The organism is Streptomyces durmitorensis, from assembly GCF_023498005.1.
GTDB classification, from domain to species: Bacteria; Actinomycetota; Actinomycetes; order Streptomycetales; family Streptomycetaceae; genus Streptomyces; species Streptomyces durmitorensis.
This window is the reverse complement of sequence record NZ_CP097289.1, coordinates 4,127,236-4,152,155: the sequence shown is the minus strand read 5'-3', so window position 1 is coordinate 4,152,155 and position 24,920 is coordinate 4,127,236. Positions and strand designations below refer to the sequence as shown.

At 68.1% G+C, this 24,920-nt stretch carries 27 protein-coding genes and 4 tRNA genes; 24 read left to right on the top strand and 7 right to left on the bottom strand.

What is annotated here, in order from left to right; genetic code table 11:
- Nucleotides 1–48: 48 nt before the first annotated feature.
- From htpX to M4V62_RS18530, 3 genes are all read left to right on the top strand, one after another.
- Entirely contained in the window at nt 49–912 is an 864-nt protein-coding gene (gene htpX / locus M4V62_RS18540; protein ID WP_249588360.1) for a zinc metalloprotease HtpX, read from the top strand.
- Nucleotides 909–1,301: a YccF domain-containing protein gene (locus M4V62_RS18535; RefSeq protein WP_249588359.1), complete on the top strand. Its 393-nt coding sequence runs from the start codon at nt 909–911 to the stop codon at nt 1,299–1,301. The genes htpX and M4V62_RS18535 overlap by 4 nt, the downstream gene beginning before the upstream one ends.
- A 130-nt stretch (nt 1,302–1,431) precedes the next feature.
- Nucleotides 1,432–1,698, top strand: a complete 267-nt coding sequence (locus M4V62_RS18530; RefSeq protein WP_249588358.1) for a GlsB/YeaQ/YmgE family stress response membrane protein — start codon at nt 1,432–1,434, stop codon at nt 1,696–1,698.
- A gap of 132 nt (nt 1,699–1,830) precedes the next feature.
- On the opposite strand, the gene M4V62_RS18525 is transcribed toward M4V62_RS18530, so the two are convergent.
- Entirely contained in the window at nt 1,831–2,319 is a 489-nt protein-coding gene (locus M4V62_RS18525; RefSeq protein WP_249588357.1) for a YajQ family cyclic di-GMP-binding protein, read from the bottom strand.
- Between the two features lie 201 nt (nt 2,320–2,520).
- Here M4V62_RS18525 and M4V62_RS18520 point away from each other — a divergent pair.
- Both M4V62_RS18520 and M4V62_RS18515 read left to right on the top strand, forming a co-directional pair.
- Nucleotides 2,521–2,602, top strand: a tRNA-Tyr gene (locus tag M4V62_RS18520).
- A gap of 68 nt (nt 2,603–2,670) precedes the next feature.
- Nucleotides 2,671–2,916: a hypothetical protein gene (locus M4V62_RS18515; protein ID WP_249588356.1), complete on the top strand. Its 246-nt coding sequence runs from the start codon at nt 2,671–2,673 to the stop codon at nt 2,914–2,916.
- Nucleotides 2,917–2,990: 74 nt separating this feature from the next.
- Here the strand turns inward: M4V62_RS18515 and M4V62_RS18510 are convergent, their stop codons facing one another.
- The 3 genes from M4V62_RS18510 to M4V62_RS18500 form a co-directional block, all read right to left on the bottom strand.
- Complete coding sequence (locus M4V62_RS18510; protein ID WP_249588355.1) at nt 2,991–3,368, bottom strand: nuclear transport factor 2 family protein; 378 nt, start codon at nt 3,366–3,368, stop codon at nt 2,991–2,993.
- Nucleotides 3,369–3,473: 105 nt separating this feature from the next.
- Nucleotides 3,474–4,130, bottom strand: coding sequence for an SDR family oxidoreductase (locus M4V62_RS18505; RefSeq protein ID WP_249588354.1), 657 nt, complete (start codon nt 4,128–4,130; stop codon nt 3,474–3,476).
- 122 nt (nt 4,131–4,252) lie between these two features.
- Entirely contained in the window at nt 4,253–5,539 is a 1,287-nt protein-coding gene (locus M4V62_RS18500) for an amidohydrolase family protein (RefSeq protein ID WP_249588353.1), read from the bottom strand.
- A gap of 341 nt (nt 5,540–5,880) precedes the next feature.
- Here M4V62_RS18500 and M4V62_RS18495 point away from each other — a divergent pair.
- The 8 genes from M4V62_RS18495 to M4V62_RS18460 all read left to right on the top strand — a co-directional run bounded on the left by M4V62_RS18495 (nt 5,881) and on the right by M4V62_RS18460 (nt 10,677).
- A tRNA-Thr gene (locus M4V62_RS18495) sits at nt 5,881–5,953 on the top strand.
- Nucleotides 5,954–6,001: 48 nt separating this feature from the next.
- Nucleotides 6,002–6,074 (top strand) — tRNA-Met (locus tag M4V62_RS18490).
- 91 nt (nt 6,075–6,165) lie between these two features.
- Nucleotides 6,166–6,330, top strand: a complete 165-nt coding sequence (gene rpmG / locus M4V62_RS18485; protein WP_004571794.1) for a 50S ribosomal protein L33 — start codon at nt 6,166–6,168, stop codon at nt 6,328–6,330.
- 84 nt (nt 6,331–6,414) lie between these two features.
- Nucleotides 6,415–6,879 (top strand): MaoC family dehydratase N-terminal domain-containing protein, encoded by a 465-nt coding sequence (locus M4V62_RS18480; RefSeq protein WP_249588352.1) that lies wholly within the window; start codon nt 6,415–6,417, stop codon nt 6,877–6,879.
- Nucleotides 6,880–6,883: 4 nt separating this feature from the next.
- Nucleotides 6,884–7,312, top strand: a complete 429-nt coding sequence (locus tag M4V62_RS18475) for a MaoC family dehydratase (RefSeq protein WP_249588351.1) — start codon at nt 6,884–6,886, stop codon at nt 7,310–7,312.
- A gap of 152 nt (nt 7,313–7,464) precedes the next feature.
- Nucleotides 7,465–8,022 (top strand): TetR/AcrR family transcriptional regulator, encoded by a 558-nt coding sequence (locus M4V62_RS18470; protein ID WP_249588350.1) that lies wholly within the window; start codon nt 7,465–7,467, stop codon nt 8,020–8,022.
- A 76-nt stretch (nt 8,023–8,098) separates the two neighbouring features.
- Complete coding sequence (locus tag M4V62_RS18465; RefSeq protein WP_249588349.1) at nt 8,099–9,544, top strand: DHA2 family efflux MFS transporter permease subunit; 1,446 nt, start codon at nt 8,099–8,101, stop codon at nt 9,542–9,544.
- Nucleotides 9,545–9,621: 77 nt separating this feature from the next.
- Nucleotides 9,622–10,677, top strand: coding sequence for a UDP-N-acetylmuramate dehydrogenase (locus M4V62_RS18460; RefSeq protein ID WP_249588348.1), 1,056 nt, complete (start codon nt 9,622–9,624; stop codon nt 10,675–10,677).
- 19 nt (nt 10,678–10,696) lie between these two features.
- Here M4V62_RS18460 and M4V62_RS18455 read toward each other — a convergent pair whose 3' ends face one another.
- On the bottom strand, nt 10,697–11,329 hold the full coding sequence (locus M4V62_RS18455; RefSeq protein ID WP_249588347.1) for an NAD(P)-dependent oxidoreductase: 633 nt from the start codon (nt 11,327–11,329) through the stop codon (nt 10,697–10,699).
- 87 nt (nt 11,330–11,416) lie between these two features.
- On the opposite strand from M4V62_RS18455, the gene M4V62_RS18450 reads away from it, so the two are divergent.
- Nucleotides 11,417–12,016: a TetR/AcrR family transcriptional regulator gene (locus tag M4V62_RS18450; protein ID WP_249588346.1), complete on the top strand. Its 600-nt coding sequence runs from the start codon at nt 11,417–11,419 to the stop codon at nt 12,014–12,016.
- Here the strand turns inward: M4V62_RS18450 and M4V62_RS18445 are convergent.
- Complete coding sequence (locus tag M4V62_RS18445; RefSeq protein WP_249588345.1) at nt 12,006–13,025, bottom strand: adenosine deaminase; 1,020 nt, start codon at nt 13,023–13,025, stop codon at nt 12,006–12,008. The two genes, M4V62_RS18450 and M4V62_RS18445, sit on opposite strands and share 11 nt — an antisense overlap.
- A gap of 143 nt (nt 13,026–13,168) precedes the next feature.
- Complete coding sequence (locus M4V62_RS18440) at nt 13,169–14,395, bottom strand: pyridoxal phosphate-dependent aminotransferase (RefSeq protein ID WP_249588344.1); 1,227 nt, start codon at nt 14,393–14,395, stop codon at nt 13,169–13,171.
- Nucleotides 14,396–14,586: 191 nt separating this feature from the next.
- On the opposite strand from M4V62_RS18440, the gene M4V62_RS18435 reads away from it, so the two are divergent.
- From M4V62_RS18435 to rpoB, 10 genes are all read left to right on the top strand, one after another.
- Nucleotides 14,587–14,659, top strand: a tRNA-Trp gene (locus M4V62_RS18435).
- A 105-nt stretch (nt 14,660–14,764) separates the two neighbouring features.
- Nucleotides 14,765–15,052 (top strand): preprotein translocase subunit SecE, encoded by a 288-nt coding sequence (secE, locus tag M4V62_RS18430; protein ID WP_160506639.1) that lies wholly within the window; start codon nt 14,765–14,767, stop codon nt 15,050–15,052.
- An 89-nt stretch (nt 15,053–15,141) separates the two neighbouring features.
- The gene (gene nusG, locus M4V62_RS18425; RefSeq protein ID WP_249588343.1) at nt 15,142–16,062 is read left to right on the top strand and encodes a transcription termination/antitermination protein NusG; all 921 of its coding nucleotides are present in this window, start codon (nt 15,142–15,144) and stop codon (nt 16,060–16,062) included.
- Between the two features lie 175 nt (nt 16,063–16,237).
- Nucleotides 16,238–16,672: a 50S ribosomal protein L11 gene (rplK, locus tag M4V62_RS18420; RefSeq protein ID WP_160506641.1), complete on the top strand. Its 435-nt coding sequence runs from the start codon at nt 16,238–16,240 to the stop codon at nt 16,670–16,672.
- A gap of 87 nt (nt 16,673–16,759) precedes the next feature.
- Nucleotides 16,760–17,482 (top strand): 50S ribosomal protein L1, encoded by a 723-nt coding sequence (gene rplA, locus M4V62_RS18415; RefSeq protein ID WP_249588342.1) that lies wholly within the window; start codon nt 16,760–16,762, stop codon nt 17,480–17,482.
- A 156-nt stretch (nt 17,483–17,638) separates the two neighbouring features.
- Complete coding sequence (locus M4V62_RS18410; protein ID WP_249588341.1) at nt 17,639–18,532, top strand: SCO4651 family lipoprotein; 894 nt, start codon at nt 17,639–17,641, stop codon at nt 18,530–18,532.
- A 65-nt stretch (nt 18,533–18,597) separates the two neighbouring features.
- Nucleotides 18,598–19,542 carry an SCO4651 family lipoprotein gene (locus M4V62_RS18405; protein WP_249588340.1) on the top strand — a complete coding sequence of 315 codons (945 nt, stop codon included), beginning with the start codon at nt 18,598–18,600 and terminating at the stop codon, nt 19,540–19,542.
- 264 nt (nt 19,543–19,806) lie between these two features.
- Nucleotides 19,807–20,337 (top strand): 50S ribosomal protein L10, encoded by a 531-nt coding sequence (gene rplJ / locus M4V62_RS18400; protein ID WP_249588339.1) that lies wholly within the window; start codon nt 19,807–19,809, stop codon nt 20,335–20,337.
- Between the two features lie 113 nt (nt 20,338–20,450).
- Nucleotides 20,451–20,831: a 50S ribosomal protein L7/L12 gene (gene rplL, locus M4V62_RS18395; RefSeq protein ID WP_249588338.1), complete on the top strand. Its 381-nt coding sequence runs from the start codon at nt 20,451–20,453 to the stop codon at nt 20,829–20,831.
- 558 nt (nt 20,832–21,389) lie between these two features.
- Nucleotides 21,390–24,875 carry a DNA-directed RNA polymerase subunit beta gene (gene rpoB / locus M4V62_RS18390; RefSeq protein WP_249588337.1) on the top strand — a complete coding sequence of 1,162 codons (3,486 nt, stop codon included), beginning with the start codon at nt 21,390–21,392 and terminating at the stop codon, nt 24,873–24,875.
- Nucleotides 24,876–24,920 lie beyond the last annotated feature (45 nt).

The following is a 24,920-nucleotide window of genomic DNA, read 5'->3' as shown; positions in this document are numbered from 1 at the left end:
AGCACCAGTAGACAGAGGGTTCCCCCACGCACCACAGGAGGGCGTACCGTGCACCGCCGGCACAACGGGCTGAAGACCGCCGTACTCCTCGGGGGACTGTCCGCTCTCATCCTCGTCATCGGCAGTTTCTTCGGACGTACGGGCTTGATCGTCGCGCTCTTCGTGGCGCTCGGCACCAATGCGTACGCGTACTGGAACAGCGACAAGCTCGCCCTGCGCGCCATGCGCGCGCGCCCGGTGAGCGAATTCGAGGCACCCGAGCTGTACCGCATGGTCCGCGAGCTCTCGACCCAGGCCCGCCAGCCCATGCCCCGTCTCTACATCTCGCCCACCGAGGCACCGAACGCGTTCGCGACGGGCCGCAATCCGCGCAACGCTGCGGTGTGCTGCACCGACGGCATCCTGCGCCTCCTGGACGAGCGCGAGCTGCGCGGCGTCATCGGCCACGAGCTCAGCCACGTCTACAACCGCGACATCCTGATCTCGTCGGTCGCCGGCGCACTCGCCTCGGTGATCATGTTCCTGGTCAACTTCGCCTGGCTGATCCCGATCGGCAGGTCGAACGACAACGAAGGCCCCGGCATCTTCGGCATGCTCCTGATCATGCTCCTGGGACCGCTGGCCGCCTCCGTCATCCAACTCGCGATCAGCCGCTCCAGGGAGTACGAGGCCGATGCGTCCGGCGCGCAGCTGACGGGGGACCCGCTGGCCCTCGCGAGCGCCCTGCGTAAGCTCGACGCGGGCACCAAGCAGCTTCCGCTGCCGCCCGAGCCACGCCTTGAGACGGCAAGTCACATGATGATTGCGAACCCTTTCCGTCCGGGGCAGGGCATGTCCAAGATGTTCTCCACGCACCCGCCGATGGCGGAGCGCATTGCCCGGCTCGAGCAGATGGCAGGTCGCCACCAGTGAAGACAATCCTCAACGTCATTTGGCTCCTCCTGTGCGGCTTCTGGATGTTCCTCGGCTATCTCGTCGCGGGGCTGATCCTGTGCATCACGATCATCGGCATCCCGTTCGGCCTCGCCAGCTTCCGGATCGGCCGCTATGCCCTGTGGCCCTTCGGGTACACGACAGTTGAGCGCCGCGACGCGGGCGCGCCGTCCTGCGTCGGCAACGTCCTGTGGCTGGTCCTGGCGGGCTGGTGGCTCGCGCTCGGCCACATCGTCACGGGCTTCCTCCTGTGCGTCACGATCATCGGCATCCCGCTGGGCGTCGCCAACTTCAAGCTGATCCCGGTGTCGTTGATGCCGCTCGGCCGCGAAATCGTGCGTACGGACCAGCCGTTCGCGCAGCGCTAGAGCCCCATCCGGGCCGCGCCGCGGCCCGGTAAGCGTGTGTCATACACCGCACCGAGCCGATCACCGCAACCGTGCCCCGCCCCTGTGACGTCTTCAAGGAAGACAGCACAACGAGGGGCAGGTACACCGCATGGGCATCATCAGCTGGATCGTTCTGGGGCTGCTCGCCGGTGCCGTGGCCAAGGTCCTGCTGCCGGGCCGCGACCCGGGCGGCTTCATCGGCACGACCGTCATCGGCATCGCAGGCGCGTTCATCGGCGGCTGGTACTCCGCGCGCTATCTCGACCGCCCGATAGCCAACGACTTCTACGACGGCCCGACCTGGGTGGCGGCGATCGGCGGCTCACTCGCTCTGCTCGTCGTCTACCGCATCTTCTTCGGCCACTCGCGCCGCTGAGCCCACCCGCACGCTCCGCGCCCCCTGAGGCGCCGGTCCCCCGATCTGCGGCCAGCAGCAAGGGCGGGCACCCGAACCGGGTGCCCGCCCTTCGGCGTCGTACGACGAGAAAGCACCAGTACTTACTGGCGGCTACCGGTAGTTGGCGAACTGCACCGCGAAGTCGAAGTCCTGCCCCTTGAGCAGCGCCTGCACGGCCTGCAGGTCGTCACGGCTCTTCGAGCTGACCCGCAGCTCGTCGCCCTGGACCTGCGCCTTGACGCCCTTCGGGCCCTCATCGCGGATGATCTTGGCAACCTTCTTCGCGTTCTCCTGGGAGATGCCCTCCTCGATCGAGGCGAAGATCTTGTACTCCTTGCCGGACAGCTGGGGCTCGCCCGCATCCAGCGACTTGAGCGAGATGCCGCGCTTGATCAGCTTGGACTGGAAGATGTCGAGGATCGCCTTGACCCGCTCCTCGCCGTTCGCCTCCATCAGGATCTTCTCGCCGGACCAGGCGATCGAGGCACCCGTGCCCTTGAAGTCGTAGCGCTGCGAGATCTCCTTGGCGGCCTGGTTGAGGGCGTTGTCGACCTCCTGCCGCTCGACCTTCGAGACGATGTCGAAACTGGAGTCGGCCATGTCCTGTGGCTCCTTGTATCGGGGTCTGCGTACTCAGCTGGTGCACGGCCTTCGGTGCCCGGCCGCATCCGCAAAGCCTAGCCACCGCCCCCGTGCCGGGTACTGATCAATCGGGTGGCGAAGCACCCCTGTGCATCAGGTATCGTTTACGTCGTTGCCACGGAGCGCCGCGCAAAGCGAACGATTCCAGGCAGCGACCCAGGCGGTGTGCCCGAGCGGCCAAAGGGAGCAGACTGTAAATCTGCCGGCTCAGCCTTCCCAGGTTCGAATCCTGGCGCCGCCACACGAAGGAGACCCTCTCCGGTCTTGCGGAAACGCAAGCTGGAGGGGGTCTTTTCGTACGCTGAGGCCATGTCGTCCATGTCGTCCATGTCATCCACACCGTCCTCATCGCGCCGCAGGAACTGCCCCGAGTGCCGCCGGGAAATCGCCGTCGTCGGTGGCCGGTTCGCCCGTCACGATCCGCCGGGGCAGCGCGGCAGCGGCGACCTCGTCTCCTGTCCGGGCTCGCGCAGGCAGGCCCTGCTGGGCGCCGCACAGCCCGCTCTGGACGGTTACACGGTCCCGGACTTCCCTGGCCAGCTCCCGCTGTTCTGAGGCGCTCTCACGGCTCTCCAGGGCGTCCTGGGGCATCTGCGGGGCAATCTGTGGGGTGCCTGCCTGTGGGGCGGCTACGGCTGCCGTACGTCCATCCGGCTCACCAGGCCGTCGTCGCGGAACGTGTAGACGTGCTCGACCGTCGACGGCGCCCAGTGGTCGCCCGTCTCGTCCCGCAGTCCTGGCCGCACGGTCGCCACGACCCGCCGTCCGTCGTCGTCGAGCCGCAGCCGCTCCAGGTGCACCAGGGGGTGCATCACCGCGAACTGCCGTGCCCAGTAGGCGCGGACCGCCGGGATGCCGCGGGCGCGCGTGTTGTCCAGGAGGTTCGGCCAGTCCACGTCGGGTGCCAGGGAACGGGGGATGAACGCGTCGCGCTCTTCGGTACTGAAGACGGCGTACATCTGCCGCAGGAGAGCTTCGTGCGCGGCGGGCACTTCGGCGGCGGGCATGGTGTTCCTCACGTAGGCGGTGCCCACAGCCAAGCACCGCCCCGCGCGCGGGACATCCCTCAGGAGACCGACTTCCCTCAGGAGACCGACTTCGCCGTACGGACGTCAGTTCCCCGCAACGGACTTGACCGCCACGGACACCGGTGTGGACCCGCTGATCAGCTCCAGCGTCAGACCCGCCGTCGCCGACGAGTCGACAAGCTCCGCGAGCACCGCGGCCACGTCGTCACGCGGGATCGGCCCGCGTCCGGTCGAGGCCTCCAGGCGCACGAGTCCGGTGCCCGCGTCGTCCGTCAGCATGCCGGGGCGCAGGATCGTCCAGTCCAGGGCCTTGCGGCCGCGTACGGATGCGTCGGCCTCGCCCTTGGCCCGCAGATAGGCGTCGAAGATCTCGTCGCCCTTGTGCGCGGGATCCGCGCCCATCGACGACACGACCACATAGCGCCGCACTCCGGCGCGCTCCGCGGCGTCCGCGAAGAGCACGGCGGCGTCGCGGTCCACGGTGTTCTTGCGGTCGGCCCCGCTGCCCGGCCCCGCGCCCGCGGCGAAGACGGCCGCGTCGGCGCCCTCCAGAAGCCCGGCGACCTCGTCGACGGACGCCGACTCCAGGTCGCACAGCGCGGCCTCGGCACCCGCGTCCCGCAGATCGGCTTCCTGCCCGCTTCTGCGGACGAGCCCGACGACCTCGTCACCCCGCGCGGCGAGCAACCGCTCGAGCCGCAGCGCGATCTGACCATGACCTCCAGCGATGACAATGCGCATGCCTCCGACCGTACGGCAGCCCTCGCAAGATCGCCCCGCGCACGCGGGGGCGCGTCAGGAACCGCCGCCCGCCCTCAAGTGCTTCAGCGAGCCCTTCTGTGGCCCCTCCCTCAAGCCCGCCCTCACGACGGTTCCGCGCCCTTGGACCGCCCAGGACCGTCCTTCTTCGAGCGGCCCTGTCGCGGCAGGTCGAGCGCCACGGCGGCAGCCGAATCGCAGTACTCGCGCACCGCGCTCGTCCGTGCCACCACGCGCCCCCGGTGCACCACGATGCGGCTGTACGCGAGCGAGAGCGCCCCCGCGAGACGGTCGCCGCGCACCGCGAGCAGCTCGGCGGGGAAGCCCGCCTCCACCCGCACCTGGGGAAGCCCCATCGCGGCCCGCGCCGCCGTGCTCACCGCTCCGTACGCGTCCTCGGGGCGCAGCCCGCACCGCGAGGCCAGCAGATAGGCGGCCTCCAGCGGATCCCCGCGCCCCACGGGGTTCGACACGTCCCGCATGGCCCCGCTGCCCGCGGCCACCCGCACCCCGGCCGCCCGCAGCAGCCGGACCGGCGCCACGGCGCCCCGCCGGTCCACGCTTCCGCACCCGCCCTGCGGCAGGCACACCACCGTCACTCCGGCCGCCGCCAGCTGTTCCGCGGTCCGCGCGGCCACGTCCGACGGCAGCCGCCCGAGCCCGCCGCACGGCCCGATCGTCACCCCCGGCCGCAGCCCGCCCGCCATCGCCGCGAGCCGCCCGAGCCGCGCCGGATCGCTGCCGTCCGTGTGCAGGTCGACGGGGCAGCCGTGCTCGGCGGCGACCTCGAGCACCGCCTCCACGTACCCGGTCGGATCGGGGTCAAGGTCGGGGCAGCCGCCCACCACGGAGGCGCCCATCTTCACCGCGTCCCGCAGCATCGCGAGCCCGTCGGCGCCGGCCACCCCGGTCAGCAGGCGCGGCACGGCCACGGTCGTCAGGTCCACCAGGCCGCGCAGCGAACGCCGCGCCTGCAGCACCGCCTCCATCGACGTGAGCCCCGGGACGTCACCGATCCGCACGTGCGAGCGCAGCGCCGTCGCGCCGTGCCCGAGCTGCAGCAGGGCGGCCTCGGTGGTCCGGCGCTGGACATCGGCGAGTTCGTACGAGACCGGGCCCTCCGCGTCGGCGGAGAGCGCCGTGTCGCTGTGCGCGTGCGGTTCGGCCGCGGCCGGCAGCAGGAGGTAGCCGGAGAGGTCCACGCGCGCGGCGTGCGCGGTCAGGCTGCCCGCCGTGCCGACCGCTTCGATGCGCCCGGAGCCGAGCCGCACGTCCACGGTCCTGCCGTCGGTCAGCCGGGCGCCGCTCAGGAGCAGCGCGGTGGCGTCGGCGTCATCACCTGAGGAGCCTGAGGAGCCGGAGGAGTGGGGCTGCGGCTGACTGTCGGGCATCGCGCTCCTGAGGTTCGGGGGCGGCTGCGGGGCGTGGCGTCGTGCGGCACCGAGGTGTCCGGATCCAAGGCGTCCAAGATCACGCAGCGTGGGTCGAGCCTAGGGCGACGACCGGCCCTCTTCGAGGAGGAGCGAAATAGTCGTACCGGCGTGGTGCGGGCCTCCGGAGAAGCGTGCTGCCGGGCTCCGAACGGGCGTGGCGGGAGGGCCGAACCGGTGTGGTGTGTGGCGCCGAAGTGACGTGGTGAGGCGCCCGTGACGCCTGCCGACATGCCCCTGGACAGCCCCGGCGAAACGGATTTGGGCGATCGGCGACCAACCGTGTAATGTCTTCATCGCTCGCCCCAATAGCTCAGTCGGTAGAGCGTCTCCATGGTAAGGAGAAGGTCTACGGTTCGATTCCGTATTGGGGCTCTGATGTCGAGTGATCCTCGCCTTCGGGCGAGGGGATCCGGCATCTACAGCGGTGTAGCTCAGTCGGTAGAGCAAGCGGCTCATAATCGCTGTGTCACCGGTTCAAGTCCGGTCACCGCTACTCAATTGGTAGCCGATTGTGGGGTCGGACCTTCGATCGGCTACTCTTTTTTTGCGTTCATCCGTCCATCCGTCCGTCAAGGAGCACTCACGTGGCTGCCACAGACGTCCGCCCGAAGATCACGCTGGCCTGCGTGGAGTGCAAGGAGCGGAACTACATCACCAAGAAGAACCGGCGTAACGACCCGGACCGTCTTGAGATGAAGAAGCACTGCCCGCGCTGCAACGCGCACACTGCGCACCGCGAAACGCGCTAGATACAGGCTCGTACACGAGGCCGTCCCCGATTTCTGGGGGCGGCCTCGCGTCGTTTACCCATACCTGCAGGAGGTGCCGAGTCCATGGCGCTCGACCAGTCCTTCGTAGGGCGGTCCTACCCGCCCACCGATCCCTATGAGGTCGGCCGGGAGAAGATCCGTGAGTTCGCCGAGGCGGTGGGCGACACCAACCCGGCGTACACCGACGCGGAGGCCGCCAAGGCGTTCGGGCACCCCGATGTGATCGCCCCGCCGACTTTTGTGTTCGCCATCTCGTTCAAGGCCGCGGGCCTGGTCATCGAGGACCCGCAGCTGGGGCTCGACTACAGCCGCGTCGTGCACGGCGACCAGAAGTTCGCGTACACCCGCCCGGTGCGTGCGGGGGACCGGCTCACGGTCACCTCGACCATCGAGGCCATCAAGTCGCTGGCGGGCAACGACATCCTGGACATCCGCGGCGAGGTCCACGACGAGGCGGGCGAGCACGTCGTCACCGCCTGGACCAAGCTCGTCGCGCGTGCGGCGGAGCCCGCGGCAGAGGGAGCGTGAGTCGATGACCGCCAAGATTTCGTACGACAGCGTCGAGGTCGGCACCGAGCTGACGGCCCAGAGCTTTCCTGTGTCGCGCGCCACGCTGGTGCGGTACGCGGGCGCCTCCGGTGACTTCAACCCGATCCACTGGAACGAGAAGTTCGCGGTGGAGGTCGGCCTTCCCGACGTCATCGCGCACGGCATGTTCACCATGGCCGAGGCGATCCGTGTGGTGACGGACTGGGTCGGCGACCCGGCCGCCGTCGTCGAGTACGGCGTGCGCTTCACCAAGCCCGTCGTGGTCCCGAACGACGACAAGGGCGCGCTGATCGAGGTCAGCGCCAAGGTCGCCGTGAAGCTCGACGACAACCGGGTCCGGGTGGACCTGGTGGCGATGAGCGGGGGCCAGAAGGTTCTTGGCATGTCCCGCGCAGTGGTTCAGCTCGCCTGACCTTCGTACGCAGGAAGTGAGTAAGGGGCACCCGCCATGGGGGGTGCCCCTTACTCGTGACTCGTGTTACTCGTGCCCCTTCTTGTGCGCGCTCGCCACTCCGTCGCCACGGGTCTCTTGACTGGGTAGTGATTGGCCACTAACTTTGCCGCATGGTCAGGATGAGCGCAGAGGAGCGACGCGAGAGCGTCATCCGCGCGGCGATGATCGAGTTCGCCCGCGGTGGCTACAACGGCACGTCCACCGAGGTGATCGCCAAGCGCGTGGGCGTCTCGCAGCCGTATCTCTTCCGCCTCTTCCCGGGGAAGCAGGCGATCTTCCTCGCCGCATCCGGGCGTTGCTGCCAGGAGGTCGCCGAGGTCTTCAGGAAGGCGTCCGAGGGGCTCGAGGGGGAGGAGGCCCTGCATGCCATGGGTGAGGCCTATCAGGCGCTCATCGCCGACGACCCCGACATGCTGCTCATGCAGATGCAGATGTACGTCGCCGTGGCCTCCGCCGAGGCGTCCGGGGACCGGGAGTTCGGCGAGGTGCTGCGGGCCGGCTGGATGGAGATGTACGACACGGTCCGCCTCGCGCTGGGGCCGGACGTCGGCGACACGGCGCAGTTTCTCGCCTACGGGATGCTGATCAACGTCCTGGTGTCGATGGGGTTCAAGCCCGACCACCGGGTGTGGGCCGGTTTCTACGATTCGTCGCAGCTCGAGAAGTGAGTCGCGTGCGTCAGGGGGGTGCGTCTTTTTGCGCCCACGAAAGTTAGTCATCAATAACTAACCACAGGGGAAAGCAATGTCACAGCAGACAGCACGGCGCGGGGAAGCGGCCTGGGCCCTCGCCATCACCAGCGTCGCCGGATTCATGGCGGCCCTCGACAACCTCGTCGTCACCACCGCCCTGCCCGCGATCCGCGAGGACTTCGGGGGAGCGCTGCACGACCTCGAATGGACGGTGAGCGCCTACACCCTCACCTTCGCCGTGCTGCTGATGTTCGGCGCGGCCCTGGGCGACCGCTTCGGGCGCCGCAAGCTCTTCATCGTCGGCCTCTCGATCTTCACCGGAGCCTCCGCCGCCGCGGCCCTCGCGCCCGGCATCGAGGCGCTGGTCGCCGCCCGCGCGGTCCAGGGCGTCGGCGCCGCGGTCATGATGCCGCTGACGCTGACCCTGCTGACGGCGGCCGTTCCGGTGGCCAAGCGCGGGATGGTGTACGGGATATGGGGCGCCGTCAACGGCCTCGCGGTGGCCAGTGGTCCGCTCATCGGCGGCAGCCTCACCGAACACGTGTCCTGGCAGTGGATCTTCTGGCTGAACGTCCCGCTCGGCCTGGTGGTGCTGCCGCTCGCCCGGCTGCGCCTCTCGGAGTCGTACGGCACGGGCGCACCGCTCGATGTCACCGGAACCGTGCTGGCCAGCGGCGGGCTCTTCGGCATCGTGTACGCGCTGATCCGCGGCAACATCGACGGCTGGACCAGCGCGACCGTCCTCATCGGTCTGATTGGCGGCGGCGTGCTCCTGGCGCTCTTCGTGCGCCACGGCATCCGCAGCGAGAACCCGATGCTGCCGATGCGGCTCTTCCGCAGCCGCGCCTTCTCCGCGATCAACGCCGCGAGCATGCTGATGTTCGTCGGGATGTTCGGTGCGATCTTCCTGCTCAGCCAGTTCCTGCAGACCGTCCTCGGCTACTCGCCCACCGAGGCGGGCCTGCGGATGCTCCCCTGGACCGGTATGCCGATGATCGTCTCTCCCCTCGCGGCCTATCTCGCCGACCGGTTCGGCGGCCGCCCCGTCGTCACCGCGGGCCTCGCGCTCCAGGCCGTCGGCCTCGCCTGGTTCGCGGTCATCGTGGAGCCCGGCGTTTCGTACGCCGCCCAGCTGCCCGCCCTGATCATCAGCGGCATCGGCATGGCGCTGTACTTCGCCCCCGCGGCGAACCTGGTGATGTCCAGCGTCCGCCCCTCCGAGCAGGGCATCGCGTCCGGCGCCAACAACGCCCTGCGGGAGGTCGGCGGCGCCCTCGGCATCGCGATCCTCGCCTCGGTCTTCTCCGCCCAGGGTGGCTACGGCCCCGCCCAGCACTTCGTGGACGGCCTCGCGCCCGCGCTGTGGGTCGGCGCCGCGCTGGTCGGCGTGGGCGCGGTGGCGGCCGCGCTGCTCCCGGGCCGGACCGTGACCGAGGAGCCGACCGGTGCCGTACCGGCAGCGGCCGGGACCGAGGCGCGCACCCACGCCGGCGTCTGAACCGGTTCTGCCCCTCTCACTCCCACGGTCCGTGGCCCCGCCCGAGCGGCGGGGCCACGGACCGTACCCTTGAGCACGTGCAGGAACTCCACGATGCTCCCCTCGCCCCGCTGACCACCTTCCGGCTCGGCGGTCCCGCGGCCCGTCTGATCACCGCGACGACCGACGCCGAGGTGATCGCCGCCGTCCGCGAAGCCGACGAATCCGGGACCCCGCTGCTGCTCATCGGCGGTGGTTCGAACCTCGTCATCGGGGACAAGGGCTTCGACGGCACCGCGCTGCGCATCGCCACGAAGGGCTTCGAACTCGACGGCACGAAGCTGGAGTTGGCCGCAGGCGAGGTGTGGACCGACGCGGTGGCCCGCGTCGTGGACGCCGGTCTCGCGGGCATCGAGTGCCTCGCCGGGATCCCCGGCTCCGCGGGCGCGACGCCGATCCAGAACGTGGGGGCGTACGGCCAGGAGGTCTCGTCGACCATCACCGAAGTGATCGCGTACGACAGGAAGACGCACGAGACGGTCTCCGTCACGAACGCCGAGTGCGACTTCTCGTACCGCCACAGCCGCTTCAAGGCCGACCCCGACCGCTTCGTGGTGCTGCGCGTCCGCTTCGTGCTGGAGGACGCCCAAGGGATGAGCGCCCCCCTCAAGTACCCGGAGACGGCCCGCGCCCTCGGCGTGAACGCGGGCGACCGGGTCCCGGCGGCCGTCGCCCGTGAGACCGTCCTGAAGCTGCGGGCGGGCAAGGGCATGGTGCTCGACCCCGAGGACCACGACAGCTGGTCGGCAGGGTCCTTCTTCACCAACCCGATCCTCACGGAGGACGAGTTCGCCGCCTTCCACGCGCGCGTGGTGGACCGTCTCGGCCCGGACGTGGCACCCCCCGCCTTCCCGACGGACGACGGCCGCGTGAAGACCTCCGCCGCCTGGCTCATCGACAAGGCGGGCTTCACCAAGGGCTACGGAGAGGGCCGGGCCCGCATCTCCACCAAGCACACCCTGGCGCTCACCAATCGCGGCGGCGCGACCACGGAGGACCTGCTGGCCCTCGCCCGTGAAGTCGTCGCCGGGGTGCGGGACGCCTTCGGGGTCACGCTGGTCAATGAGCCGGTGACGGTGGGCGTCAGCCTCTGACGCCCACCCCTCCGGGCCTCTAGTACGCGACGCCCACGCCCTGCTTCACCGTCGACAGGTCGTCGATCACCGACAGCATCGCGTGCGCCACATCGGCCCTCCCGATGAACCGGCCGCTGGCCGGGGTGCCCCCGACGACCTTGCGGTAGACGCCCGTCACCGGCTTGTCCTGCAGCCTCGGCGGGCGCACGGACGTCCAGTCCGTCGCGCTGCTCGCAAGGCCGGCCTCCATGGCCCGCAGGTCGTCGTACACGGGCTTCAGGATCTTGCTGACCAGGGCCACCGTGATCCGGTCGACCGCCGGCTGACGCTCGGCCGGAGGGCCGACCGGCGCCGCGCTCACCACGACCAGCCTGCGTACCCCCTCGGCCTCCATCGCGTGCACCACCGAGCGCGTGAGCGCGGTCGCGATCCCCGCGTCCGCCTTTTTGCGCGCACCGAGCCCCGACAGGACCGCGTCCCGCCCGGCCACCGCGGCCCGCAGGGACTCCGGGTCGGTCAGATCGGCCCGGACCACCTCCAGGGACTCTCCCGTCGCGCTCAGCCGTGCGGGGTCGCGCACGACGGCCGTGACCTCGTGGCCCGCCGTGAGCGCCTGCCGGACGATCTCCCCGCCGACACCGCCGGTCGCACCGAACACTGTGAGCTTCATTGCGCACCCTCCCCAGGTGGGTAAGTATTCACTCACCCTTAGAGTGAGTATTCACTCACCCCTACGTCAAGGTTGGTTGGACGGCACATGCAGCAGAAGCCCACCCGGGCCCGCATCCTCGACGCGGCCCACGACCTCATGCGCACCATCGGCCTCGCCCGTGCCACCACCAAGGAGATCGCCAAGGCGGCGGGCTGCTCCGAAGCGGCGCTCTACAAGCACTTCGCGAGCAAGGAGGAGCTGTTCGTGGCCGTCCTCCAGGAGCGGCTGCCGCGCCTCGGCCCGCTCCTGCGCCGCCTCGCCGAGGACCCGGGGGAGCGCTCCGTGGAGGAGAACCTCGCCGAGATCGCCCGCCTGGCCAGCCACTTCTACGCCCAGAGCTTCCCGATCGCCGCGTCCCTGTACGCCGAGACCAAGCTCAAGCGCCGCCACGAAGACTCCATGCAGGAGATGGGCACGGGCCCGCACATGCCCATCGAGGCCCTCGACGCCTACCTCCGCACCGAACGCGACGCCGGCCGCATCGACCCCGGGGCCGACACCTTCGCGGCCGCCTCGCTCCTCCTGGGCGCCTGCGCGCAGCGCGCCTTCGCCTACGACTCCGCGGTCGGCAAGCAGCCCCCGCAGCCCGTCGACGAGTTCGCCGCGGCCCTCGCCCGCACTCTCCTCGCGGGCATCAGCCGCTGACCCACTCCTCGATCCCTGACAGCAGCTTCGCCTGTATGTCGACGGGGGCGGCCGAGCCGCGCACCGACTGCCGGGCCAGCTCGGCCAGGTCGCTGTCGTCGAAGGCGTGGTGCTTGCGCGCGATCTCGTACTGCGCGGCCAGCCGTGACCCGAAGAGCAGCGGGTCGTCGGCCCCCAGAGCCATCGGCACCCCGGCGTCGTACAAGGTCCGCAGGGGCACGTCCTCGGGCTTCTCGTAGACCCCCAGCGCCACGTTGGACGCCGGGCACACCTCGCAGGTCACGCCCCGCTCGGCGAGCCGCTTCAGGAGCCGCGGGTCCTCGGCCGCCCGCACCCCGTGCCCGATCCGCCCCGCGTGCAGGTCGTCGAGGCAGTCCCGCACCGAAGCGGGCCCGCTGAGCTCACCGCCGTGCGGGGCCGCGAGCAGGCCGCCGTCCCGCGCGATCGCGAAGGCCCGGTCGAAGTCCCGCGCGAAGCCCCGGCGTTCGTCGTTCGAGAGCCCGAAGCCGACGATGCCGCGATCGGCGTACCGCACGGCGAGCCGGGCCAGCGTGCGGGCGTCCAGAGGGTGCTTCATGCGGTTCGCGGCGACGAGCACGCGCATTCCGAGGCCGGTGTCCCGAGAGGCGCTCTCGACGGCGTCCAGGATGATTTCCAGGGCCGGGATGAGCCCGCCCAGCCGCGGTGCGTACGACGTCGGGTCGACCTGGATCTCCAGCCACCCCGACCCGTCCCGCAGATCCTCCTCGGCGGCCTCCCGCACCAGGCGCTGGATGTCCTCCGGCTCCCGCAGGCAGGACCGCGCCATGTCGTAGAGCCGCTGGAAGCGGAACCACCCGCGCTCATCGGTCGCCCGCAGCTGCGGAGGCTCGCCGCCGGTCAGCGCCGGGGGCAGCCGCACCCCGTACTTGTCGGCGAGTTCCAGCAGGGTCGTGGGCCGCATCGACCCGGTGAAGTGCAGATGCAGATGGGCCTTCGGCAGCTCTCTTACGTCCCGTACACGCTCCATTCAAGGATCTTGCCGCACGTACATGGCCTCCCGGTAGCCACTTTCCCCTTCGTGCGCATCCCCGAACGAAGAAACGGGCCGCCTCCCCGGAGAAGGGAGACGGCCCGCACGCGCGCGTGGAGCGCGAAAACTCGCTCGAGACGTCAGTCGCGGGCCTCGGCCAGGAGCTTCTGGAGCCGCGAGACGCCCTCGACGAGGTCCTCGTCACCCAGGGCGTACGAAAGACGCAGGTAACCCGGCGTCCCGAAGGCCTCGCCCGGAACGACCGCGACCTCGGCCTCCTCCAGGATCAGCGCGGCGAGCTCCACGGAGTCCTGCGGGCGCTTGCCACGGATCTCCTTGCCGATGAGGCCCTTCACCGACGGGTACGCGTAGAAGGCGCCCTCCGGCTCGGGGCAGAGCACGCCGTCGATCTCGTTCAGCATCCGCACGATGGTCTTGCGGCGCCGGTCGAAGGCCTCGCGCATCTTGTCGACGGCGGTCAGGTCGCCGGACACGGCCGCGATGGCCGCGACCTGCGCGACGTTGGAGACGTTCGACGTGGCGTGCGACTGGAGGTTCGTCGCGGCCTTCACCACGTCCTTGGGGCCCACGATCCACCCCACGCGCCAGCCGGTCATCGCGTACGTCTTGGCCACGCCATTGACCACGATGCACTTGTCGCGCAGCTCGGGCAGGATCGCGGGGAGCGAGGTGAACTTCGCGTCTCCGTAGACGAGGTGTTCGTAGATCTCGTCCGTCAGCACCCACAGGCCGTGCTCGACGGCCCAGCGGCCGATCGCCTCGGCGTCGGCCTCGCTGTAGACGGCACCCGTCGGGTTGGACGGCGACACGAAGAGGACGACCTTCGTGCGCTCCGTGCGCGCGGCCTCCAGCTGCTCCACCGAGACGCGGTAGCCCGTGGTCTCGTCGGCGACGACCTCGACCGGCACGCCGCCCGCGAGACGGATCGACTCCGGGTACGTCGTCCAGTAGGGAGCCGGGACGATGACCTCGTCGCCCGGGTCGAGGATCGCGGCGAACGCCTGGTAGATCGCCTGCTTGCCGCCGTTGGTCACCAGGACCTGCGAGGCGTCGACCTCGTAGCCGGAGTCGCGCAGCGTCTTCGCGGCGATCGCGGCCTTGAGCTCGGGGAGCCCGCCGGCCGGGGTGTAGCGGTGGTACTTCGGGTTCCTGCAGGCCTCGATGGCGGCTTCGACGATGTAGTCGGGCGTCGGGAAGTCGGGCTCACCCGCGCCGAAACCGATCACCGGCCGCCCGGCGGCCTTGAGGGCCTTCGCCTTGGCGTCGACGGCGAGGGTCGCGGACTCGGAGATCGCGCCGATGCGGGCGGAGACCCGGCGCTCGGTGGGAGAAGTGGAAGCGCTCATCGCCCCATCGTTCCAGACCCGAAACGCCCCCGGCACACGGGTTTCGGTGTTTGCCGGGCACCGTCGGAGCCGATTCTGTTCGACGGAGGGCCGCGAAGCACGTACACTCACTGCTCGTTGGCCCTCACCGGCCGCACCCACTCATCGCACTCTGTGCACCCGGGCGGATGCGGTAGGTTGGGGGAAATCAAAGGGTCGTAGCTCAATTGGTAGAGCACTGGTCTCCAAAACCAGCGGTTGGGGGTTCAAGTCCCTCCGGCCCTGCTACACACTCCTCTCGGATGTGTGCGCATGTACGTACTGCATTGCACCGCCGTGCGGCTCATACCGGGCGCGGCACGGCCACGACCCGGAATCAGGTGAGGACGAGTGACGGACGCCGTGGGCTCCATCGACATGCCTGATGCCCAGGACGAGGCGCCGGACTCCAAGAAGAAGGCCCGCAAGGGCGGCAAGCGCGGCAAGAAGGGCCCCTTCGGCCGTCTCGCGCTCTTCTACCGTCAGATCGTCGCGGAACTCCGCAAGGTCGTCTGGCCGACTCGCAGTCAGCTCACGACGTACACCACCGTGGTGATTGTCTTCGTCGTCATCATGATCGGCCTTGTGACCGTGATTGACTATGGGTTCAACCAGGCCGTCAAGTACGTCTTCGGCTGAGCCGATGGCTGAGCCGAGAGCGAAGGGCGCCGTACCCGGCGCCCGTTTCGCGCGTTCCACCCCTCTGTATCCAGGAAGAAGCAGCCACCGTGTCTGACCCGAACCTGAACGACGCCGTTGAGCCGCGCGTGGACTCCGAGGAGTCCGTGGAGGACCAGCTCGACATCGTCGAGGCGGCGGACGCCGAGGACCCGGACCAGGCCGAGGCTGCCGACGCCGCCGCCGGTGAGCCCGCCGAAGAGGCCGCCCTGCACGTCGAGGGCGAGGCCGAGGCTGTCGTCGAGACCGACGAGGACGCCGAAGCCGTCGCCGAGGCGGAGACCGACGAGGACGCCGAGGCTGAGTCCGACGAGGCCGCTGAGTCCGCCGAGGACGAGGAGGAGGCCGAGCCGGTCGACCCGATCGTGGCGCTGCGCGAAGAGCTCCGCACCCTCCCCGGCGAGTGGTACGTCATCCACACGTACGCCGGTTACGAGAACCGCGTGAAGACCAACCTCGAGCAGCGTGCCGTCTCGCTGAACGTCGAGGACTTCATCTTCCAGGCCGAGGTGCCGCAGGAAGAGGTCGCGCAGATCAAGAACGGCGAGCGCAAGACGGTCCGTCAGAACAAGCTCCCCGGGTACGTCCTGGTGCGCATGGACCTGACGAACGAGTCCTGGGGCGTCGTCCGCAACACCCCCGGCGTCACCGGCTTCGTGGGCAACGCCTACGACCCGTACCCGCTGACCCTGGACGAGATCGTCAAGATGCTCGCCCCCGAGGCCGAGGAGAAGGCAGCCCGCGAGGCCGCCGAGGCCGAGGGCAAGCCGGCTCCGTCCCGCAAGGTCGAGGTCCAGGTCCTGGACTTCGAGGTGGGCGACTCGGTCACCGTCACCGACGGCCCGTTCGCGACGCTCCAGGCGACGATCAACGAGATCAACGCAGACTCGAAGAAGGTCAAGGGTCTCGTCGAGATCTTCGGCCGCGAGACCCCGGTCGAGCTCAGCTTCGACCAGATCCAGAAGAACTAGCCTCCGCGGCTTCCTCTGGAACATACGCCTCCGACCAGGTCAGACGGGCTCTCAAAGCCTGTCTGACCTGCTCGGTTTTTGGCCGCGCGACTATACCCGTTATCGTGGTGCGGTATGCCTCCATCCGGATGACTGGATGGTGGCTGGAAACTCTCACTAGGACCCGGAGAGAGCAATGCCTCCCAAGAAGAAGAAGGTCACGGGGCTTATCAAGCTCCAGATCCAGGCCGGCGCAGCCAACCCGGCCCCGCCGGTCGGCCCCGCGCTGGGCCAGCACGGCGTCAACATCATGGAGTTCTGCAAGGCCTACAACGCCGCGACCGAGTCGCAGCGTGGCTGGGTCATCCCGGTGGAGATCACGGTCTACGAAGACCGCTCCTTCACCTTCGTGACCAAGACTCCGCCGGCCGCCAAGATGATCCTCAAGGCCGCGGGTGTCGAGAAGGGCTCCGGCGAGCCGCACAAGACCAAGGTCGCCAAGATCACCGAGGCGCAGGTCCGCGAGATCGCCACCACCAAGATGGAAGACCTCAACGCCAACGACCTGGACGCCGCGTCGAAGATCATCGCCGGCACCGCCCGTTCCATGGGCATCACGGTCGAGGGCTGAGAGCTTTCCCCGTCTGACCTTTCTCAGTGGTAGGGCCAAGCGCTGGTCCGCACCACGACTCCACACCTGAAACCAACAGGAGCAGAAGTGAAGCGCAGCAAGACTCTCCGCGCTGCGGACGCCAAGATCGACCGGGACAAGCTCTACGCCCCGCTCGAGGCCGTCCGTCTCGCCAAGGAGACCTCCTCGACCAAGTTCGACGGCACCGTCGAGGTCGCCTTCCGCCTGGGTGTCGACCCGCGCAAGGCCGACCAGATGGTCCGTGGCACCGTGAACCTCCCGCACGGCACCGGCAAGACCGCCCGGGTCCTGGTCTTCGCGACCGGTGACCGTGCTGCGGCCGCGGAAGCCGCTGGGGCCGACATCGTCGGCGCCGACGAGCTGATCGACGAGGTCGCGAAGGGCCGCCTGGACTTCGACGCCGTCGTCGCCACCCCGGACCTCATGGGCAAGGTCGGCCGCCTCGGCCGCGTGCTCGGTCCGCGTGGTCTGATGCCGAACCCGAAGACCGGCACCGTGACCCCCGACGTCGTGAAGGCTGTCAACGACATCAAGGGCGGCAAGATCGAGTTCCGCGTCGACAAGCACTCGAACCTGCACTTCATCATCGGCAAGGTGTCCTTCGACGACACCAAGCTGGTGGAGAACTACGCCGCCGCGCTGGACGAGATCCTTCGTCTGAAGCCGTCGGCCGCCAAGGGTCGCTACATCAAGAAGGCCGCGCTGGCCACCACGATGGGCCCCGGCATTCCGCTGGACAGCAACCGCACCCGCAACCTCCTCGTCGAGGAGGACCCGGCCGCCGTCTGAATCTGACGGCAGTCGCGTCGCGTACGCGTTTGTGACGACGGGCCCCGCAACCTTTCGAGGTGCGGGGCCCGTCCTCGTATGCGTGCATGTCCGTCAGAGCTGTCGGGGGACTGCGCTAGCGTGCAGGATTCACACGAGTACAAGGGGTGGGATGTCATGAACAGCACGACCATGCGACGCGCGGGCCTTTCGATCGCGGTGGCCGCCGCGCTGTCCGGGGTCGCGGCCTGTGGCTCCTCCGGCGGCTCCGGGGGAGGCGACGGGAAGGGCAAGGACAAGGGCTCCGTGGCCCTCAGCCCGATAGCCGCCCTGCGCACCATCGAGAACAAGACCGACAACGCCGACTCGGCCAAGGTCGAGGGCAAGACGGTCATGGGCGCCCAGATGTCGATGGACATGAAGGGCGTCATGGGCTGGAAGGACGGCGTGACCGGCGAGGTGACGGCGACCCTCACCGGCGGCACCGCGGCCCAGCAGATGGAACAGCTCGGCCAGTCCACGATCGACTACCGCTATCTGCCCGACGCCTACTACGCGAACATGGGCGACAAGTTCGCGTCCCAGTCCGGCGGCAAGCACTGGATCGAGTACGACTACGCCACGCTGGCCGAGATGGGCGGCGCCGCGGGCGAGGCCTTCAAGGACCAGATGCAGAACACCACGCCCAACTCCTCGGTGAAGATGCTCCTCGCGTCCGGCGACGTGAAGCGCGTGGGCGAGGAGAGCGTCCGTGGCACGAAGGCGACCCACTACTCGGGGACCGTCGACGTCGCGGACCTCACCGGCAAGAACACGGACCTCGACGCCGAGCAGATGGACGAGCTGAAGAAGCAGTTCAAGCAGGCCGGCATGAGCACCGAGAAGATCGACATCTGGGTCAACGGCGACGACCTGCTGGTCAAGAAGACCGAGAAGGCCGACATGAAGACGGGCTCCTTCTCCCAGACGGTCTACTACAGCGACTACGGCACCCCGGTCTCCGCAGAGAAGCCCCCGGCCGGGGACACCATGAGCTTCAAGGACCTCATGAACCAGCAGCCGCAGGCCTGACCTCGGACGTCAGGTATTCTCGCCGGACCGAATTATGTCGATCATGTGTTCCTAGGGGTGGGGTCATGACTGTGAAGAGAGCTGCGGGCGCCGTGCTCGCCACCGCGCTGCTGTGTACGGGTGCGGTGGCTTGCGGAGGCTCGGACGACGGCAAGAAGGCCAACGGGGCGGGCTCGGGGGAGACCCAGTCCCGGTCGCAGGTGACCGAGGTCATCACGGCGGCGTACGAGAAGACCGCGAAGGCCAAGTCGGCCAAGGTCGAGATGACGATGACGGCGCCGAAGTCCATGGGTGCCGACGCCGGTGAGATGAAGATGTCCGGCGTCATGGGCTGGGACCCGACCGTCATGGATATGACGATGACGGGTTCGGCGCTCACCGAGGGCGATCCCGAGGCTCCGGAGAAGATCCGGATGCTCTGGCTCGACAATGTCATGTACATGGACATGGGGGCGGCCGCCGCCAAGGACATGGACGGCAAGCAGTGGGTCAAGATGGACCTGAACTCCATCGCCGAGCAGGCCGGTGACGAGAAGCTCGCCAAGCAGATGACCGGCGGCCTGGACAGCATGAACCAGGACCCGGCGCAGCAGCTCGCGATGCTCCTGGACTCGCCGAACCTCAAGCACGTCGGCCCGGCCAAGGTCGACGGCGTCGAGACCCAGCGCTACAAGGGCCGCCTTTCCGTCAAGGAAATGATGGAGTCGAACAAGGGCCTCGACGAGGTGCTCGGCAAGAGCGAGCGCGAGGAGCTGTTCAAGAGCATCGAGAAGTCGGGCATCAAGGGGTACGACACCGAGGTCTGGGTCAACGAGGACGACTACCCCGTCCGCATGGACATCGACATCAAGTCCCCCGAGGGCACGGTGAAGACGTCCCAGAAGTTCTCCGAGTACGGCGCCGCCGCCAAGGTGACCGCGCCGCCGGCCGGCAAGACCTTCGACCTGATGGACATGTTCAAGGAGCTCGAGAAGAGCGGCGCCGGTACCGGCTCGGACAGCGGTATCTGACCCGATTTGCTTGACGCGAACCCGTTCGCGTACTCTTCCACAGAAGCCAAAGACCGCTGGTCGTTGCCGTGTGCTCGCAAGAGGATGCGGTGGCCGAAGGATCCGCTGAAACTGCGGACGACCCGCGTAGGTGACTGTGGAAGTGAGTGCTCCCGGACGGAATTCCGTCAGGTCGAGCTCATGCCCCGGCGCCTGCGCCGGGGCGTTTTGTTTTGTCAGCCCCTTTTGAGCGGTCCTCATCACCCGGAAGGAGGCCGACGCTCTATGCCGACGCCCGACAAGGCTGCCGCGGTAGCCGAGCTCACGGACAAGTTCCGCAGCTCGAACGCCGCCGTGCTGACCGAGTACCGGGGTCTCACCGTGGCCCAGCTCAAGCAGCTGCGCCGTTCCCTCGGTGAGAACTCCGAGTACGCCGTGGTGAAGAACACGCTGACCAAGATCGCGGCCAATGAGGCCGGGATCAACCAGCTGGACGACCTGTTCTCGGGTCCGACCGCTGTTGCCTTCGTCACCGGTGACCCGGTGGTGTCGGCGAAGGGTCTTCGTGACTTCGCCAAGGACAACCCGAACCTCATCATCAAGGGCGGTGTCCTTGACGGTAAGGCGCTGTCCGCCGATGAGATCAAGAAGCTCGCGGACCTCGAGTCCCGCGAGGTTCTGCTCGCCAAGCTGGCCGGCGCGCTGAAGGGCAAGCAGACGCAGACTGCGCAGCTCTTCCAGGCTCTGCCGTCGAAGTTCGTCCGCACCGCGGAGGCGCTTCGTGCCAAGAAGGCCGAGCAGGGCGGTGCCGAGTAATTCGGCTCGCGCATTGATCGACGTCCGCTAGGGCGACGGTCGCAGCGGGCCCAACGTACGCCCGCCTTCATGTACACCCGGCACCAGCCGAATTAGTGGAAGGATCGCCCATCATGGCGAAGCTCAGCCAGGAAGACCTGCTTGCTCAGTTCGAGGAGCTCACCCTCATCGAGCTCTCCGAGTTCGTGAAGGCCTTCGAGGAGAAGTTCGACGTCACCGCCGCCGCCGCGGTCGCCGCTGCCCCGGCCGGCCCGGGCGCCGTCGCCGAGGCCGTCGAGGAGCAGGACGAGTTCGACGTCATCCTCACCGGCGCCGGCGAGAAGAAGATCCAGGTCATCAAGGTCGTGCGTGAGCTGACCTCGCTGGGTCTCAAGGAGGCCAAGGACCTCGTCGACGGCACCCCGAAGCCGGTCCTCGAGAAGGTCGCCAAGGAGGCCGCCGAGAAGGCTGCCGAGTCCCTCAAGGCTGCCGGCGCCTCGGTCGAGGTCAAGTAACCTCGCGAGTCGTCTGACTCCTTTTGAGCGTCGTTCACGCGACGCCTGCCAAGGGCGATCACCCATCTGGGTGGTCGCCCTTCGGCGTTCTCCAACGCACCCCGACGGCTGCCTTGCGCAGCCCGCCGCGACGAGTATGGTGATCTTCGTTGTGCCTCGGAGCAGCCGTGACGGTGACCTCTGAGAGCCAAGTCGGGGCAGGGGGGCCTTGACGAACCGCACGCAGCGCGCAATTCTCAGGACGCGTCGTCACATCGATCCGCATCCGAGGCATGGATCGACGGCGAAGAGGGCAGTATCGATGTGCATCGAGGGCGTGGCTTGCAGCAGGGGTTGAGAACAACGAGGGTCTTCAAAAACCCGCACTGGACATCAGTGGGCCTAGTGGCTACACTGACCCTTTGCGCTGCCTGTTAGCTGCCTCCTGCCCGTCACCAGGGGCATGCCCATGCTTGAGCACTGTGGAACGAAACTTCCCTGACCGGGGATTTCTGTCTCTGTGTCCAGCCTGGGACCGGTACGCGCGTAGTGAGTCCGAGCCCTCGGAAGGACCCCCTCTTGGCCGCCTCGCGCACTGCCTCGACCGCGAATACGAACAACGGCGCCAGCACCGCCCCGCTGCGCATCTCCTTTGCAAAGATCAGGGAGCCCCTCGAGGTTCCGAACCTTCTTGCGCTGCAGACCGAGAGCTTTGACTGGCTGCTCGGCAATGAAGCGTGGAAGGCTCGTGTCGAGGCGGCTCTCGACAGTGGACAGGACGTCCCCACCAAGTCCGGTCTGGAGGAGATCTTCGAGGAGATCTCTCCGATCGAGGACTTCTCCGGGTCGATGTCCTTGACGTTCCGCGACCACCGTTTTGAGCCTCCGAAGAACTCCATCGACGAGTGCAAGGAGCGCGACTTCACGTTCGCCGCCCCGCTCTTCGTCACCGCTGAGTTCACCAACAACGAGACCGGCGAGATCAAGTCCCAGACGGTCTTCATGGGCGATTTCCCGCTCATGACGAACAAGGGCACCTTCGTCATCAACGGCACCGAGCGTGTCGTCGTGTCGCAGCTGGTCCGTTCGCCGGGTGTCTACTTCGATTCCTCGATCGACAAGACGTCCGACAAGGACATCTTCTCCGCCAAGATCATCCCGTCCCGGGGTGCCTGGCTGGAGATGGAGATCGACAAGCGCGACATGGTCGGTGTGCGCATCGACCGCAAGCGCAAGCAGTCGGTCACCGTTCTGCTCAAGGCTCTCGGTTGGACCACCGAGCAGATCCTTGAAGAGTTCGGCGAGTACGAGTCCATGCGCGCCACCCTGGAGAAGGACCACACCCAGGGCCAGGACGACGCGCTGCTCGACATCTACCGCAAGCTCCGTCCGGGCGAGCCGCCGACGCGCGAGGCTGCTCAGACGCTGCTTGAGAACCTCTACTTCAACCCCAAGCGCTACGACCTCGCGAAGGTCGGCCGCTACAAGGTCAACAAGAAGCTGGGTGCGGACGCTCCGCTCGACGCGGGCATCCTCACGGTCGAGGACATCATCGCCTCGATCAAGTACCTGGTGAAGCTGCACGCCGGTGAGACCGAGACCGTTGGTGACAGCGGTACGTCGATCGTCGTCGAGACCGACGACATCGACCACTTCGGCAACCGTCGTCTGCGTAACGTCGGCGAGCTCATCCAGAACCAGGTCCGCACGGGTCTGGCTCGTATGGAGCGCGTCGTGCGTGAGCGCATGACGACCCAGGACGTCGAGGCGATCACGCCGCAGACCCTGATCAACATCCGCCCGGTCGTGGCGTCGATCAAGGAATTCTTCGGCACCTCGCAGCTGTCGCAGTTCATGGACCAGAACAACCCGCTGTCGGGTCTCACCCACAAGCGCCGTCTGTCGGCGCTTGGCCCGGGTGGTCTCTCCCGTGAGCGGGCCGGCTTCGAGGTCCGTGACGTGCACCCGTCTCACTACGGCCGCATGTGCCCGATTGAGACCCCTGAAGGCCCGAACATCGGTCTGATCGGTTCGCTCGCCTCGTACGGCCGCGTCAACGCGTTCGGCTTCGTCGAGACGCCGTACCGCAAGGTCGTCGAGGGCGTCGTCACCGACGACGTCGACTACCTCACGGCCGACGAAGAAGACCGCTTCGTGATCGCCCAGGCCAACGCCGTGCTCGGCGAGGACATGCGCTTCACCGAGTCGCGCGTCCTGGTCCGCCGTCGTGGCGGCGAGATCGACTACATCCCCGGCGACGACGTCGACTACATGGACGTCTCGCCGCGCCAGATGGTGTCGGTCGCGACCGCGATGATCCCGTTCCTCGAGCACGACGACGCCAACCGTGCCCTCATGGGCGCGAACATGATGCGTCAGGCCGTGCCGCTGATCACCGCCGAGGCTCCCCTCGTCGGCACCGGCATGGAGTACCGCTGTGCGGTCGACGCCGGTGACGTGATCAAGGCCGAGAAGGCGGGTGTGGTCCAGGAGGTCTCCGCGGACTACGTCACGGTCACGAACGACGACGGCACGTACACCACGTACCGCATCGCGAAGTTCTCCCGGTCGAACCAGGGCACCTCGGTCAACCAGAAGGTTGTCGTCGACGAGGGCGCCCGCGTGATCGAGGGCCAGGTTCTGGCCGACGGTCCCGCGACCGAAGAGGGCGAGATGGCCCTCGGCAAGAACCTGCTCGTGGCGTTCATGCCCTGGGAAGGTCACAACTACGAGGACGCGATCATCCTGTCGCAGCGCCTCGTGCAGGACGACGTCCTCTCCTCGATCCACATCGAGGAGCACGAGGTCGACGCCCGTGACACGAAGCTCGGCCCGGAGGAGATCACCCGGGACATCCCGAACGTCTCCGAAGAGGTCCTCGCCGACCTCGACGAGCGCGGCATCATCCGTATCGGTGCCGAGGTCGTCGCCGGCGACATCCTCGTCGGCAAGGTCACGCCCAAGGGTGAGACCGAGCTGACGCCGGAAGAGCGTCTGCTGCGCGCGATCTTCGGTGAGAAGGCGCGCGAGGTGCGCGACACCTCGCTGAAGGTGCCGCACGGTGAGATCGGCAAGGTCATCGGCGTACGCGTCTTCGACCGTGAAGAGGGCGACGAGCTGCCGCCGGGCGTGAACCAGCTGGTTCGTGTCTACGTGGCGCAGAAGCGCAAGATCACGGACGGTGACAAGCTCGCCGGTCGTCACGGCAACAAGGGCGTCATCTCCAAGATCCTTCCGATCGAGGACATGCCCTTCCTTGAGGACGGCACGCCGGTCGACATCATCCTCAACCCGCTGGGTGTCCCGTCCCGAATGAACCCGGGTCAGGTCCTGGAGATCCACCTCGGCTGGCTCGCCAGCCAGGGCTGGGACGTCTCCGGTCTCAGCGAGGAGTGGGCGCAGAGCCTGCAGCGCATCGGCGCCGACCAGGTCGCCCCGCGGACGAACGTCGCGACCCCGGTCTTCGACGGCGCCCGCGAGGACGAGCTGACCGGCCTCCTCGAGCACACCGTCCCGAACCGCGACGGCGACCGCATGGTCCTGCCGTCCGGCAAGGCGCGGCTGTTCGACGGACGCTCCGGCGAGCCGTTCCCGGACCCGATCTCCATCGGGTACATGTACATCCTCAAGCTGCACCACCTGGTCGACGACAAGCTCCACGCTCGTTCGACCGGTCCGTACTCCATGATCACCCAGCAGCCGCTGGGTGGTAAGGCTCAGTTCGGTGGTCAGCGCTTCGGTGAGATGGAGGTGTGGGCGCTTGAGGCTTATGGCGCCGCGTACGCCCTCCAGGAGTTGCTGACGATCAAGTCCGACGACGTGACCGGCCGCGTGAAGGTCTACGAGGCCATCGTCAAGGGCGAGAACATCCCCGAGCCCGGCATTCCCGAGTCCTTCAAGGTGCTCATCAAGGAAATGCAGTCGCTCTGCCTCAACGTGGAGGTGCTGTCCTCGGACGGCATGTCCATCGAGATGCGCGACACCGACGAGGACGTCTTCCGCGCGGCGGAAGAGCTCGGTATCGACCTGTCCCGGCGCGAGCCGAGCAGCGTCGAAGAGGTCTGACGGGTTGGCCGGCCGGACCTCGTGTCCGGCCGGCTCTCCCCGGAC

Coding starts and splice junctions, on each gene's coding strand:
- M4V62_RS18530 (WP_249588358.1), top strand. CDS start 1,432: ATGGGCATCATCAGCTGGATCGTTCTGGGGCTGCTCGCCGGTGCCGTG.
- M4V62_RS18525 (WP_249588357.1), bottom strand. CDS start 2,319: ATGGCCGACTCCAGTTTCGACATCGTCTCGAAGGTCGAGCGGCAGGAG.
- M4V62_RS18515 (WP_249588356.1), top strand. CDS start 2,671: ATGTCGTCCATGTCGTCCATGTCATCCACACCGTCCTCATCGCGCCGC.
- M4V62_RS18510 (WP_249588355.1), bottom strand. CDS start 3,368: ATGCCCGCCGCCGAAGTGCCCGCCGCGCACGAAGCTCTCCTGCGGCAG.
- M4V62_RS18505 (WP_249588354.1), bottom strand. CDS start 4,130: ATGCGCATTGTCATCGCTGGAGGTCATGGTCAGATCGCGCTGCGGCTC.
- M4V62_RS18500 (WP_249588353.1), bottom strand. CDS start 5,539: ATGCCCGACAGTCAGCCGCAGCCCCACTCCTCCGGCTCCTCAGGCTCC.
- M4V62_RS18480 (WP_249588352.1), top strand. CDS start 6,415: ATGGCGCTCGACCAGTCCTTCGTAGGGCGGTCCTACCCGCCCACCGAT.
- M4V62_RS18475 (WP_249588351.1), top strand. CDS start 6,884: ATGACCGCCAAGATTTCGTACGACAGCGTCGAGGTCGGCACCGAGCTG.
- M4V62_RS18470 (WP_249588350.1), top strand. CDS start 7,465: ATGGTCAGGATGAGCGCAGAGGAGCGACGCGAGAGCGTCATCCGCGCG.
- M4V62_RS18465 (WP_249588349.1), top strand. CDS start 8,099: ATGTCACAGCAGACAGCACGGCGCGGGGAAGCGGCCTGGGCCCTCGCC.
- M4V62_RS18455 (WP_249588347.1), bottom strand. CDS start 11,329: ATGAAGCTCACAGTGTTCGGTGCGACCGGCGGTGTCGGCGGGGAGATC.
- M4V62_RS18450 (WP_249588346.1), top strand. CDS start 11,417: ATGCAGCAGAAGCCCACCCGGGCCCGCATCCTCGACGCGGCCCACGAC.
- M4V62_RS18445 (WP_249588345.1), bottom strand. CDS start 13,025: ATGGAGCGTGTACGGGACGTAAGAGAGCTGCCGAAGGCCCATCTGCAT.
- M4V62_RS18440 (WP_249588344.1), bottom strand. CDS start 14,395: ATGAGCGCTTCCACTTCTCCCACCGAGCGCCGGGTCTCCGCCCGCATC.
- rplK (WP_160506641.1), top strand. CDS start 16,238: ATGCCTCCCAAGAAGAAGAAGGTCACGGGGCTTATCAAGCTCCAGATC.
- M4V62_RS18410 (WP_249588341.1), top strand. CDS start 17,639: ATGAACAGCACGACCATGCGACGCGCGGGCCTTTCGATCGCGGTGGCC.
- M4V62_RS18405 (WP_249588340.1), top strand. CDS start 18,598: ATGACTGTGAAGAGAGCTGCGGGCGCCGTGCTCGCCACCGCGCTGCTG.
- rplJ (WP_249588339.1), top strand. CDS start 19,807: ATGCCGACGCCCGACAAGGCTGCCGCGGTAGCCGAGCTCACGGACAAG.
- rplL (WP_249588338.1), top strand. CDS start 20,451: ATGGCGAAGCTCAGCCAGGAAGACCTGCTTGCTCAGTTCGAGGAGCTC.